This window comes from Niallia oryzisoli (assembly GCF_036670025.1).
Classification (GTDB): domain Bacteria; phylum Bacillota; class Bacilli; order Bacillales; family Cytobacillaceae; genus Bacillus_BD; species Bacillus_BD oryzisoli.
This window is the reverse complement of the sequence record NZ_CP137640.1, coordinates 617,272-630,723: the sequence shown is the minus strand read 5'-3', so window position 1 is coordinate 630,723 and position 13,452 is coordinate 617,272. Positions and strand designations below refer to the sequence as shown.

Below are 13,452 nucleotides of genomic sequence, written 5' to 3'. Positions count from 1 at the left end.
AATTGGAAATAATGTTGGGATTGAAGTCCTTTTAACTAATTTAATTTTTAAAATGTAAAAAAAGGCACTCAGTTTTGAGTGCTTCAAGAATATCAATATATTAGTAAAAATCGAGGCCGGTTCAATACTGCAACATTCTCGCCCGTTGATTTACTGCTTAAATATAATTTCTAACTTTTTGAGGGTTACCTCATTCTACTGTTCCGCTCCATCAACATTCTTTCCAAAATTATCGAGCAAGGCACGCACTTCATCTGTTGACTCTGTGCTCATCAATTGATTTCTTAATTCACTTGCCCCTCGAAATCCTTTGACATATATCTTAAAAAAGCGATGAAGTGCCTTGAACGAACGTAGCCCTAAACCTGAATATTTATCATGGAGATCCAGATGCAATCTTAAGAGATCAAGCAATTCTTCACTATTATGATCTTTCGGCTCTTTTTCAAAGGCAAATGGATTTTTAAAAATACCACGCCCAATCATAACCCCATCAACACCGTATTGACGGGCGAGCTTCAAGCCAGTTTGACGGTCAGGAATATCTCCATTGATCGTCAAAAGTGTATCAGGTGCGATCCCGTCACGAAGTTTCTTAATCTCCGGAATCAGCTCCCAATGAGCATCCACTTGGCTCATTTCCTTCCTTGTACGCAGATGAATGGAAAGATTAACAATGTCTTGTTTCAATATATGTGTTAGCCAATCTTGCCATTCGTCTACTTCCGTGTAGCCAAGCCTTGTCTTTACACTTACCGGCAATCCACCTGATTTTGCTGCTTGTATTAAATCTGCTGCAACCTCTGGACGACGGATAAGGCCGCTTCCCTTTCCATGTTGTGCCACATTAGGTACAGGGCAGCCCATATTGATGTCAACACCCCGAAATCCTAGTTTCGCCATACCAATACTCATCTGCCGAAAGTTTTCAGGCTTATCCCCCCATATATGGGCTACAATTGGCTGTTCATCCTCTGTAAAAGTCAAACGCCCACGCACACTCTTGATCCCCTCTGGGTGACAATAACTCTCACTGTTTGTAAACTCTGTAAAAAACACATCCGGTCTTGCTGCTTCACTCACTACGTGGCGGAAAACAACATCCGTCACCTCTTCCATTGGTGCTAGTATAAAAAAAGGTCGTGGTAAATCACGCCAAAAATTATCTATCAATTCAAACTCAAATCCTTTCATTATGGGATACTAGGCAACCCCTTATCCCAAAATTAAAAAGCAAAATGTCTCTGCTTCCTTTACACTTATACCATGCTTAAGCACTTTTTATCAAACTGATGTAACTGCTAGACTGTAATGTTCTTACGGAATTTAAATGGGAGTCATACTGCCTGTTAATTCAAGATAAATTTCTATGATAATCATATAGAGAATGGAGTCTTTGCAATAATTAAATAAAGAAGAAACCAAATTTGATTCCTGCTTCTACTTAACTATTTTTACCGCTCTTCTTTTGAACAATACTTATTACTCCATCATTTTAAAACTGTATTTGGTTCTTGAACGATAGATATTGTTTGGCTCTATAATATATGAAGAAAGAAAACAGTGGATTGTTCATCATACTAGGAGGTTTTTGTGTCTAAAGACAAAGTCCTATATATTTTTCAGACTGTTTCCCTCTTATTTGAAAAATCATTTGTTAACATATTTCCTGTATAAACAACCACACTTGGTTCGTCTGTTTCCACTTCTAATTTCCGTCCACTCTCTCTATCCAACACTACAATTTCCTTATCATGATTTAGATTAAGAAGAAATGGATGGTCATATCCCAAACCTACTAGTTTCGTTTGTGGATGACCTGATTCAATTCCCTCTGATATTTTCTGACCAAAGCGAAAATCAAAAACGGTTCCTTGCACAGATAATACCCATCCAGTCGGGTTAAGGTCTGAGTCAAGTTCTAAAAACTGATCACTTTTTAAAATGTTTTTTTATAATCTCCACTTAAATTAAAATAAGAATGGTTGGTTAAATTTACAATCGTTTTTTTATCAGAAGCAGCTTTATAATTACTACTAACTCATTTGCATTATTAATAGTATAAGTAACTGTGGTATGGGGATTTCCCAGAACACATTTTTGAAGAAAACGACCATCGCCGTTTCAATGAAAATGGGGAAGCTTATAATGTAGGAGAAACATTTGCAGGCCTAGCATTTAAAAATGGAGTTGAACTGGCAGATCAACTAAAATGGATAGCAGAAGGAAGACCATCAATGGCTAGTGCTGCACTGCGATGGATTTTAGATCAAAAGGAAGTATCCTCTGTAATTCCAGGTTTCAAAAATGTGCAGTAAATCGACAGCAATTTGCAAGCATTAGATGCTTCATCCTTTTCGAAGGAAGAACAAGAAAAACTCAATAAGTTTTACAATGAAAAGGTAATAGATTAGATTCGCGGCACTTATTAAGAACACTATTCATTTTAGAAAGAAAATACGTCCCTATCCTATTTTTAATTAAGCTAATGCAAAAATAAGATTAGGGACGTCCCCCGTTTAATTTCTCCCTGGTCTTTAAAGGATAAGAATTCGATTATCAGCTAGTATAAGGTATCACCTAATTTAACCCTATATATAGGTTTTTTTATGGACAAATATTTTTAGCCTTGCCCCGTCAAGTTAAACAAGTAATCTATTGTACAGTTCTGTTTGGAAAAAGAAGGTATAATAGGCTGTATTGAATCGCGATCCCCTGAGACTGATTAATCACAATTTAATACAAAAAGAAAAACAAGACGATTTTGACCGTATCTTATTACATCATGCCGCCCATATTTCCACTACTCTGTAACATATTTAACATGAGTGAATACAAAGAGTTACAACATAAATAATTCCGGCTAAAAGAGTACGCATCAGCATCGCACCTATGCCTAGTTTTTCTCCATTCACTTTGGCAATGCGGATTCCAGTATCTTCTTTCCAACCCTATATCCAGTCCAAATAACAGAAACGAGTAAGTAATATAAAACATCAAGAATGGTTGTAAGTTTAAATTAGTAAGTTTATTTAGTTTCATAAAAATCCATATAGAATAAAAGTCGTTGTTAGTCTAAAAATCTTTTTTTAACATTTGGTAACGGAAGCATGCAAATATCTTTTTTACCGAACCATTTGTAACGGTTCTTAGCGATAATTTTGTAGAAAAAATCTCTGATTGGTAAGGGTATTATTAGTAAGATATAAAAAAATTTTGATAATCCCTTTAAATTCCTACAAATTTTTAGGGCAGCAGTCGACTTCTGATAATATTGATTATGATCAATCAATACTAAACTATCGATGTTCCTTTCTACTCTGTAATAATATAAAATATTTTGCCCTACCTCGCTTTGTAGTGATGCAAAATGAAAATAACCGTCTGGGTCTCTTTTAATGATAAATTCAACACTTTTATCGCAAACATGACATTCACCATCAAATAAGATAATAGCCATTTTTCATCACCTTACTAAAGATTATTGATTTTATAAGTTCTTCCTTCTTGAAAGAACTGACATAAAAATAAGCCTAATTGAAGTTTAAAAATTTCTATTCACCTGGTTATAGAATTTGTTTCAAAAAACCCCACGGGCTTGCCTCGTGGAGTATTACTAATAGATTACCTTCAACATATCTATTAAATTGTTTTTTGGGTAGATATAGAAAAATGCGGATTTACAACACTAAGCAATTTAAATTAATAAATACTGAAATTTTAACAAAGAAGCTAAGGATTTTACTTTTTTTACATGTATATGAAACATTTAAAACCATTGAAAAACATCAATCAATGTATTATCAATAAAGTAAACCCTATTTTATAGAAGATTTCTGACTTTAACTTGTAATTTGTCAAAACTCTGGCGCTACCCCATTTGATTAAGCAAAAGTAAAGTTAAACCTGTTTTTCATATTGTTGTGATCCAAAAACATAATTTTCTTATTTTTGAAGCAAGGTTTCCTCTGTTCCATTCCATCTTACATCTTTAAATTTCTTTTCTTTGAAGAAATCTTCAATTTTTAAATATCGGTCTAAACTTAAAATCAAAGCATCTTTCCTAAAGAATAACAATCCAAATGCAGACGTATAAAGAGTTAAGCTAATCAAATTCATATTACCGGAAAGGATGAAATTAATTTGCATAAATAAGCAGATAAAAATAGCAGGTAATGTCATAAAGCCAATTATTAAGCATAGACCCATAATGATTTGTGTAATGGGTATTGTGTAATTTAAAAACGGTACATGACTTAAAGCTATTCCATCAATAAAATTCTTATAAAATTCTGGTACATTAGGCTTATCCAATGCTTTTGTCAAATATTCAGTAAGGAACACCTTGGGTTGGTCAAACCATGATACTTCCCCAGTTTTACCTGTAATTTTTGTAAATCCTGCTAACAACCAACCTAGTCCAAATAATACCCTCATGAGTACTACTAAAGATTTTAGGACTAATTTTTTCATATTGTCACCTCTTACTAAATTTACTTTTTCGTGTTAAGTTTGGATTTGTACTTTAATGTTAATGATTTGACTATTCTTTAGATTCCTCAAACTTGAATTTCCAGTTAAATTTCATAGGTTCATAGAAACCTTTAACATCTTCAGCGTGACGAGCTAAATCAGGTGCGCTAATCTCATATGTTAATTCGTAATTACCTGATTCAGGAATATAAACATTTGAGGCATAATGGGGATCACCAGCCACCATTTGATAAAGTTGCCCTTCTTCTACCACCTTATTTGTATCTATATTGCGTATTCCATACTTAATGGTTAGATATGGAATCCATTCACCTTTATGAAAGCCAAAAGTATTATCCTCCGTTGCATGAATATCTGCTTCTAAGTGAATATTACCTTCTTTCCCTCCATGTTCTACAGGTTCTACTTTAACTGAATGAGGCATGTAAACAGCATTAATCTCCATTCCATTTTTATTTACCTGACCAATCGTTACATCTTCTCCAACTTCTTCATGTTGTTCATGTTTTTCCTGTTGTTCAGAACCCTTATCGCCCTGATTGGTGCATGCAGTCGATAATAATAAAATTACTAATGATACAAAAAATAATAATATTAACTTTTTCATGGGTTTACCTCCGTAAATGAACTAATGTGTATTAAAGATGATGTCATTCTTGAAAGAGTAATGACTCTCATTATTTTCTTGTTTAACAAGAATATTTTTATCTATGAATATACTTTATTTATAATAACTACTTCCTGATTCATCTTACATTCCTCCCATTTAGTATAGATAGAATAAATAATAATGATAATCATTATCATTTATTTGCGTTGTTGTTATACTACAAAAAAGTAATTAAAAAAACTTTAAATAATAATTAAAAAAATTTAATTTTTTACCCGACCTTTACAGTATGCCCACCATATGACTTTGTTTTTAACTTCATTAATCTAGGTATAAATCATCATATTCAAGTCAAATCATCAATTTGATAGTGATTATCTATTTAATTGATCTTAATCCTTCTATTAATAGATTATTTTTCAATTTATATAATAAAATTCACGAAGAAATAACAATGCTGCTTATTTAGAGAGACTGTTTTTTATCTTATATGGAAACGATTACTGTATTGACCAAACCTATTATTCTAGGATATATTTATCGATAATGATAATCATTATCATATTTTGATGTAAGGGAATTCTTGGAGGAAATCAAATGCGATTGCTATTGGTCGAAGATGAGATAAAAGTAGCTCGTTTTATATCACAAGGGCTAAAAGAAAACAATTATATTGTAGATGTGGCGAATGATGGTGAAATGGCTTCTGAACTGGTTTATATGGAAGATTATGATCTGCTCATTGTCGACCTTATGATTCCAATGAAAAATGGGATTCGATTAATTAAGGAGTTAAGGTTAAATGGAATAACTGTTCCTATTCTCATCCTCAGTGCCAAAGATTCTATAGAAGATAAGGTAAAGGGACTTGATTTAGGAGCGGATGATTATATGACAAAGCCTTTTGCGTTTTCAGAATTTTTAGCCAGGATACGTAGTCTGCTAAGACGTAATCAAGAGAAGGTATCACCTCTTTTACAATTAGCTGACCTTACATTGAATCCTTCCACGAGAGATGTGACCCGAGGGGGAATCTGTATTTCCCTTTCCAATAAGGAATATGCCATTTTGGAATTTATGATGAGAAATGCTGGTAGGATTTTGTCCCGAACTTTGATTCTAGAACGTGTTTGGATGGATGCTTATAATATAGGAACGAATGTGGTTGATGTTTATATTAATCACTTAAGGAATAAAATCGATAAGAACTTTGATTTAAAACTAATTCAAACGATTTATAGTGTAGGTTATATGATCAAAGGAGAAGAATAACCATCATGAAGTTTTTAAAAAGTATCGGGTGGAGAATTGCGATTTGGCATTCGATGATGCTGATGTTCATTTTATTCCTATTTAGTGGATTTTTATATACGACATTTTCTGATATGCTTACCAAAGAAGTCGATTCGATGCTTAGCCGAGAACTTGGTATGATTGCCTATTATTTGGAGGAAGGGGATTCGTATTCTAAAATCGAACAACACATCAACCGATTGTCAGGTTTTGAAAAGGTAAACCAAGAAGAGATCTATTGGCAAATTGAAAATGAACGAGGGCAAATCATTGCAGAATCTAGCAATTTGTACGGTCAACATATCAACGATTCAGACAGTTTAAAGAAGATAGACGAGAATACCTTCAGCTGGGATCCCGAGCTAAATGGAATACCGCTTCGTGCGATGTCCATGCAACTACTATCACAAAATGAATTGACATACAGAATTACAGTGGCTACAAACGACAGGATACGGCATTTTGCCATTGATCAGTTGCAGAACATTATTATCATTGGTAATTTTGCATTCCTAGGAATATCAATCGTGATGGGATTGTTGATTTCGCAAAAAACTTTGAAGCCGATTCATCAAATCATCAGAACGACTAATACCATTACGGCAACCAATTTACACGAACGGCTGCCTATTGAAGGGCCAGAAGATGAATTGCAGAAGTTATCTAAAACGCTTAATGGCATGATTGACAGACTAGAGGACTCTTTTACTCAAATCCAACAGTTCACTTCGGACGTTTCCCATGAACTTCGCACTTCCTTAACAATTATTCGCGGAGAACTGGATGTGGCTTTGATTAGATCCCGCTCTGAAGAGGAATATAAACGTGTCCTTCTTACCGTTCTAGAAGAGGTTATCTACTTATCTGAGATGGTGGAAAAATTCCTATTTTTATCAAGAAATACTTCAAATGAAAATCAGATACAGCGAAATCTAATAGATGGAACCCTCTTATTCCAATCTGTTAACAAACATTTATCGTCCATGATCGCAAAGAAACAGATTGAGTTGTCTTTTCAGATACCGCAACCATTTATTCTATACGGGGATGAAGATCTTTTGAGAAGGTTATTCATTAATCTCATGGAAAACGCGATTAAATATACCCCAGAAGGTCGAGCAGTGGAAATTAAGGTATACACTGAAGATAAATTTATCCATATTGAAGTGACTGATCAGGGGATCGGGATTCCTGCGGAACACTTGCCTTTTATCTTTCAGCGATTTTATCGGGTGGATGATTCCCGATCAAGAAGTCAAGGAGGGACAGGATTAGGATTATCTTTATGTAAATGGATTGTAGAAGCACATAAAGGAATAATTGAGGTTCGTAGCAAACCAGATGAAGGAACTAGAGTGATTGTTACGGTCCCTATTCTTAATAATTGAACAAAGATAAAGTTTCCATCACCCCTACTTTTTGTTAATGATAACAAAAATGGGGGTATGATACCCTTCAATTTTCTTTACCATTATGGATAGACCTACCTGTAGATCTTAACAATATATTCATTGATGTTCAGCTTGGATAACCCATTTGAATAGAAATAATAATGGTCATTTAAATTTAATTTTTAAAACGTAAAAGAGGCACTACTAAATTGCAGTACCTTCCTTTAAAGTTCTTTAAAAATTAAGTTCAGCTTTACTTCTTAAATTAAAACAGATAATAAAGTTGTTCCACTAAAGTGTCAGCAATAGGTAAGCGTTTGATGTAATCTCCGGCTTTTCCCTTGCTCCACACGGAACGTGCAAGTTTCCCTGCATTCCGCGCTCCATCTAACGATATCTACTAGATTATAAGTTCCATGTTCCTCGTATAATTAGGAGTTATTAGATTAATTCCAGTCCGCATTGTTCACGGTATATATTAATCTTTTTAACCATTGGCATAGTAATGCCGAGTTTATTTATGAGTTTATCAATCGTCTGTTTATCTGTTTGATGGATTAATTTATGTACCTCTTTGTGGAGAATACGCAAATTGTTAAATTTATCATTTCCACCAAGATGTTTCGGATATACATTGGCTATTTTAAAGGTTTTGAAACCCAAACTGTAAAATTTTTTGTAAGTTGGTGGTGGGTTAGAGGGATGTTCATATTTCCCGACAGATTTAAGACGATTGTACATAAAGGTTCGCAGATCGTAGGCTAAACGTGAGAACTCAATATTGACATGCGTTGCTCGATTGAAATAGTTGTGGATTCCTAAAACAAAACTATTAAAAAGTAGTGCGTTTTGTGACGACGGTGAGGCATTCAGCTTTAGAATATGCTTTTTGGCCTCAGCCTTGATTTTTTGCTTTTTGTTAGTTTTTATTCCCGTATGCGCTACTCTCTTGTTTCTTTTTTTATTCGCACGAATTGTAAATCCTAGGAATTCTGATTGATGTTTTCGTAAATTGATAATCCGTGATTTTTCCAGTGAGATTTCTAATTTCAGATGTTCTTTTAAATATTGCCTTACGTCATGATACCACTTCTGAGCAGTTCTCCAGTCTCGGCAGAGAATTTTGAAGTCATCTGCATAACGTACCAAGTAATCCTCTTTTAGATTGGTGCGTTTCTTAGCTAGAAGTTCGCCTACCCTAGATTTAAAGGGTTTGTTCAAAGGGAAGAATTCCCACTGATTGGCTACCCACTGGTCTAAGTCATTGAGTACGACATTTGAAAGTAACGGAGACAACAGTCCCTCACCATCTATTTCAGCTTTTAACATTTTGGATATACACGCTAAGACTTTTTTGTCTTGAATACCCAAATTCCATAGTTGTTTGATAAGCAATGTATGGTTAATATTATCGAAGAATCCTTTAATATCAATATCGACGACATAATGAAGTGATGCCTTATTAATAAGGGATTGAACTCCTGCCATTGCATGATGAGTAGACCGAAGAGGTCTAAATCCATAACTATGGTTATAGAGTTGAGCTTCTACTATGGGTTCGAGTACTTGTTTAAAACTTTGTTGTATAATTCGGTCAAGAATACAGGGAATCCCAAGGGGTCTCAATTTCCCGTTATCTTTCTCAATAAGTTTTCGTCTGACTTTCTGCGGGCGATAGTTTTTTAGTTTGTTTTGAATCTCTGTTACTAATTCCAACTCTGACAGTTTTTCAATATCATTGATGGTCTTTCCGTATGTTCCTGGAGTCTTCGACCCTTTATTGGATTTTATGGTTCGATAGGACAATAAAATGTGTTCTCTGGATGTAATAATGTCATATAGATAATTAACTGTAAGTCCACATCAATATATCATTAGTTTACGTTTAAAATTTGCCAAGCAAAGTTTGATAGATACTACAGAATCAATTGAAAATATTGCTTTTAGTTGCGGTTTTTCTACACCATCTCATTTTATTGAATGTTTTAAAAAAAATGTAGGGATGACCCCCTTTACTTTTCGAACATTATTTATAACTTCCTAATCAATCAAAAATCAATGCGTATCGCTCAAATGGTCATTTAGTTTGTTCCTTCCATATCCATAATGAATTAGCCGAGAACTTCTCTCGGCTAATTCATTATGGATATGGAGTTAATTCCTTAAATTTATAATGTTTATTTTTAATTACAACTTTAACATGAGTTGCGCAACGCACTCAACATGGGTAGAGTGCTGGCGGTAGTAAAAATACAAAAATAACAAAATGAGATGTAGTGGTGTTTATTTTATTAAAGTATACCGTCCTCCATATAATTAAAATCAATTGTCCATTTGGTGGCGAGAAAAAAACTTGCTTGAAGTATTTTCTACTTAATACGTTTAAATGTTCATTGTTTCTTAGTTTTAATTCCTATTAAATGTTCGGCTTATAATTTTAACATTTCGGGATACTGTCTAGAAAAGAATTCACCGGTACACTCTCTGTTTTCAACAATGCTCTTGATTGCAATACGTCTGTACCATCCGCTCTGTAAATATTATGAATTAATATGAACAGCATATTGCAAATATATTTTTGATGGTGGTATAATTTGGGAAATATTAAATATTATCAGAAAATATTTAATATTTAATCCATTTATAAGGTAGGTGGATGTATTGAAGCCGTTTAAATCATTTGTCATTTGGGGATTAATTTCAGCAATGGGGGCTGTGAGCTTTGGGATCTTAGCTTTAAACAAGGGTGAATCTATCAATTCCATTTGGTTGATAACTGCTGCGATTTGCGTTTATGCGATTGGATATCGGTTTTATAGCAAATTCATGGCCAAACGTGTCTTTGAACTAGAAGATAATCGTAAAACGCCAAGTGAAATTAATAATGATGGAAAAGACTATGTGCCAACAAATAAAATAGTTTTGTTCGGTCATCACTTTGCAGCCATTGCAGGTGCAGGGCCTCTTGTAGGGCCGATTCTTGCTGCACAAATGGGATATTTGCCCGGAACATTATGGATTGTTGTTGGAGTCGTTCTTGCAGGAGCGGTTCAGGACTTTATCATTCTTTTTGCTTCTATGCGACGCAATGGGAAATCCCTTGGTGAAATGATTAAGGATGAAATGGGGAAAGTAACCGGGGTGATTGCCATGATTGGTATTTTAGGAATCATGGTCATCTTGCTTGCCGTTCTAGGTCTTGTTGTGGTTAAAGCTTTAATAGGTAGTCCATGGGGATTATTTACTGTTGCATCTACCATTCCAATTGCAATTTTAATGGGAATCTATATGCGGTTTATCCGTCCTGGTCGTATCGGTGAAGCTACTATTTTAGGTATTATTTTATTACTATTTTCACTGATTTTTGGAAGATATATCGGCCAACATCCAGGACTGTCGGCAATCTTTAATTTAAGTGGTGAAACTATTGCCATCTTAATGATTATTTACGGTTTCGTTGCAGCTGTATTACCGGTTTGGTTATTACTTGCTCCTCGCGATTACTTAAGTACATTTTTAAAAATTGGGACGATTGCAGGTTTGGCAATTGGAATTTTCATTACGATGCCAAGCCTTGAAATGCCTGCCGTTACGGAATTTGTCAACGGTACAGGCCCGGTTTTCTCAGGAAATTTGTTTCCATTTTTATTTATTACCATTGCTTGTGGTGCTGTTTCCGGTTTCCACGCATTGATTTCATCAGGAACTACACCTAAAATGATTGAACGTGAAACCCATGCACGGCCAATTGGTTACGGTGCCATGTTAACAGAATCATTCGTTGCAATTATGGCCCTGATTGCTGCTTGTGTATTAACACCTGGCGTTTATTTTGCCATCAATAGCCCCGCAGCTGTCATTGGAACTGATGTTACGAGCGCTGCAAATACAATTTCCCAATGGGGTTACACCATAACACCAGATATGCTAACAGAAATAAGTAGTGATATTGAGGAAGAAACCATTCTATCTCGTACAGGCGGCGCTCCGACCTTTGCTATTGGGATGGCAACGATTTTTTCTCAAGTGATTGGCGGAAAAGCACTAATGGCATTCTGGTATCATTTTGCAATTCTTTTTGAAGCCTTATTCATCTTAACCACAATTGACGCCGGGACACGGGTTTGCCGCTTCATGATTCAAGAAATTATCGGAACAGCATACAAACCGTTTGCAAATACAGAAGCATGGTTACCGAATATTATTGCAACTGCACTAAGTGTTTGTGCTTGGGGATATTTCTTATATCAAGGGGTTGTGGACCCATTAGGCGGAATCAACACGTTATGGCCGCTATTTGGTATCTCGAACCAAATGCTTGCTGGCATTGCATTAATTTTCGGTACCACGATTCTATTTAAAATGGGAAAAATCAAATATTCGTGGATTACACTTATTCCAACAGCTTGGCTGCTTATTGTCACATTAACAGCAGGCTGGCAGAAGCTTTTCCATTCCAATCCAGCAATCGGATTTTTATCCCACGCCATGAAATTCCGAGACGCGTATAATAACGGGGAAGTTTTAGCACCTGCAAAGGATATGGGTGAAATGCGTCAAATAATGTTTAATGATTATATTGATGCAACACTCTGTGCAATCTTTATGGCAGTCGTTATTACAGTATTAATTTCAGCCATCCGGATATGGATTAAAATATTGAAAAAACAAAAAATGGATCTACATGAAAGTCCTTATATTTCTAGAGAAAGTATTCATAAGGAGGCATAGCTGAATGGAATGGCTCAAGAAAGTACTCAGTTACCGTAAACAGTTTTTTAGCCTGTTAGTAGGTGTACCTTGTTACGAAACCTATGTTGAACATATGAAAAAACATCATCCAGGTGGACCGATTAAGTCTAGAAAAGAATTTTTCTGCCAAGCTCAAGACGAGCGCTATAATGCTAAAGGTGGAAAAGTTAGTAGATGTTGTTAAGCTTTTCATTAAAATTAATTCAATTGGACGGCATGCCAATTATTGACTATTGGCTGCCGTTCCAATAATAGCTCTAATCATCATAAACTCATTAAACATATGAACAACTACCATCTAAAGTCGAAAGTCGAAGAAAATGGTACGTTATTTGTCCAAGTTGTGGTGATGGTGGACCAGCACCAGTAGAAAATTCATTTATAACAGATTAATTTGTACAACCGCCCGAGGTTATTGATTTTGATGATAATCTACCATGGTAAGCTTAAAAGGATTGTAGTGTATCTATTAGATATTAATAGGCTTGGAGATTAGAATTCCAAGCCTTTATTCAATTTGGCACTCAACTTCTGTGCAATCAAGTAGAGTTACAACTACTTTTTTGTCTTTAAACACCGTCATTTTTTCAACTAGTTTTAAAAATAAGTCCATATCAAAAATCTCAAGTGATTTAGCCTTTGTCATTGTTAGTGATTTGTTATGATCTGGAAACACTAAGACCTTTTCGCAAAACTAACTACTTGCTTTTAAAAAATATTAGTTTAGAACTCTACCAATTCTTTCATTTTTTGTAGAACTATTCCCACATAGGAAAACTTCATATCTTACCTCCTAGTTCGGTTGTATAATAGACTCTGACCTATTGCGATAACCTCAAGTAAATATTATTCCATAACCTCATTTAATTAAGAAACGGCAGCTTAATATCTGCCCAAAAATCAAATTACATT

General features: G+C 34.8%; 12 protein-coding genes. 5 read left to right on the top strand and 7 right to left on the bottom strand.

Annotated features, from left to right (window positions below):
* Positions 1-195: 195 nt before the first annotated feature.
* From R4Z09_RS03155 to R4Z09_RS03130, 6 genes are all read right to left on the bottom strand, one after another.
* Positions 196-1,173 carry a tRNA-dihydrouridine synthase gene (locus tag R4Z09_RS03155; RefSeq protein ID WP_338450933.1) on the bottom strand — a complete coding sequence of 326 codons (978 nt, stop codon included), beginning with the start codon at positions 1,171-1,173 and terminating at the stop codon, positions 196-198.
* Between the two features lie 449 nt (positions 1,174-1,622).
* Positions 1,623-1,946 carry a hypothetical protein gene (locus tag R4Z09_RS03150; RefSeq protein WP_338453191.1) on the bottom strand — a complete coding sequence of 108 codons (324 nt, stop codon included), beginning with the start codon at positions 1,944-1,946 and terminating at the stop codon, positions 1,623-1,625.
* Positions 1,940-2,002: a hypothetical protein gene (locus R4Z09_RS30985; RefSeq protein ID WP_422392282.1), complete on the bottom strand. Its 63-nt coding sequence runs from the start codon at positions 2,000-2,002 to the stop codon at positions 1,940-1,942. The genes R4Z09_RS03150 and R4Z09_RS30985 overlap by 7 nt, the downstream gene beginning before the upstream one ends.
* 1,068 nt (positions 2,003-3,070) lie before the next feature.
* Positions 3,071-3,460 (bottom strand): thiol-disulfide oxidoreductase DCC family protein, encoded by a 390-nt coding sequence (locus R4Z09_RS03140; RefSeq protein ID WP_338450932.1) that lies wholly within the window; start codon positions 3,458-3,460, stop codon positions 3,071-3,073.
* A gap of 485 nt (positions 3,461-3,945) precedes the next feature.
* Positions 3,946-4,473 (bottom strand): hypothetical protein, encoded by a 528-nt coding sequence (locus tag R4Z09_RS03135; RefSeq protein ID WP_338450931.1) that lies wholly within the window; start codon positions 4,471-4,473, stop codon positions 3,946-3,948.
* Between the two features lie 70 nt (positions 4,474-4,543).
* Positions 4,544-5,101 (bottom strand): iron transporter, encoded by a 558-nt coding sequence (locus R4Z09_RS03130; RefSeq protein WP_338450930.1) that lies wholly within the window; start codon positions 5,099-5,101, stop codon positions 4,544-4,546.
* Between the two features lie 600 nt (positions 5,102-5,701).
* On the opposite strand from R4Z09_RS03130, the gene R4Z09_RS03125 reads away from it, so the two are divergent.
* Both R4Z09_RS03125 and R4Z09_RS03120 read left to right on the top strand, forming a co-directional pair.
* Positions 5,702-6,376, top strand: a complete 675-nt coding sequence (locus tag R4Z09_RS03125; RefSeq protein WP_338450929.1) for a response regulator transcription factor — start codon at positions 5,702-5,704, stop codon at positions 6,374-6,376.
* Between the two features lie 5 nt (positions 6,377-6,381).
* A complete protein-coding gene (locus tag R4Z09_RS03120; protein ID WP_338450928.1) occupies positions 6,382-7,785 on the top strand; it encodes a heavy metal sensor histidine kinase in 1,404 nt (467 codons plus the stop codon).
* Positions 7,786-8,229: 444 nt separating this feature from the next.
* Here the strand turns inward: R4Z09_RS03120 and R4Z09_RS03115 are convergent, their stop codons facing one another.
* A complete protein-coding gene (locus R4Z09_RS03115; RefSeq protein WP_338450927.1) occupies positions 8,230-9,594 on the bottom strand; it encodes a reverse transcriptase domain-containing protein in 1,365 nt (454 codons plus the stop codon).
* A 100-nt stretch (positions 9,595-9,694) separates the two neighbouring features.
* Between R4Z09_RS03115 and R4Z09_RS30980 the strand changes: the two genes are divergently transcribed.
* From R4Z09_RS30980 to R4Z09_RS03105, 3 genes are all read left to right on the top strand, one after another.
* Positions 9,695-9,832, top strand: a complete 138-nt coding sequence (locus tag R4Z09_RS30980; RefSeq protein ID WP_422392242.1) for a helix-turn-helix domain-containing protein — start codon at positions 9,695-9,697, stop codon at positions 9,830-9,832.
* A gap of 617 nt (positions 9,833-10,449) precedes the next feature.
* On the top strand, positions 10,450-12,519 hold the full coding sequence (locus R4Z09_RS03110) for a carbon starvation CstA family protein (protein ID WP_338450926.1): 2,070 nt from the start codon (positions 10,450-10,452) through the stop codon (positions 12,517-12,519).
* A 4-nt stretch (positions 12,520-12,523) separates the two neighbouring features.
* Complete coding sequence (locus R4Z09_RS03105) at positions 12,524-12,724, top strand: YbdD/YjiX family protein (protein ID WP_338450925.1); 201 nt, start codon at positions 12,524-12,526, stop codon at positions 12,722-12,724.
* Positions 12,725-13,452 lie beyond the last annotated feature (728 nt).

Coding starts and splice junctions, on each gene's coding strand:
- R4Z09_RS03135 (WP_338450931.1), bottom strand. CDS start 4,473: ATGAAAAAATTAGTCCTAAAATCTTTAGTAGTACTCATGAGGGTATTA.
- R4Z09_RS03105 (WP_338450925.1), top strand. CDS start 12,524: ATGGAATGGCTCAAGAAAGTACTCAGTTACCGTAAACAGTTTTTTAGC.
- R4Z09_RS03125 (WP_338450929.1), top strand. CDS start 5,702: ATGCGATTGCTATTGGTCGAAGATGAGATAAAAGTAGCTCGTTTTATA.
- R4Z09_RS03140 (WP_338450932.1), bottom strand. CDS start 3,460: ATGGCTATTATCTTATTTGATGGTGAATGTCATGTTTGCGATAAAAGT.
- R4Z09_RS03120 (WP_338450928.1), top strand. CDS start 6,382: ATGAAGTTTTTAAAAAGTATCGGGTGGAGAATTGCGATTTGGCATTCG.
- R4Z09_RS03130 (WP_338450930.1), bottom strand. CDS start 5,101: ATGAAAAAGTTAATATTATTATTTTTTGTATCATTAGTAATTTTATTA.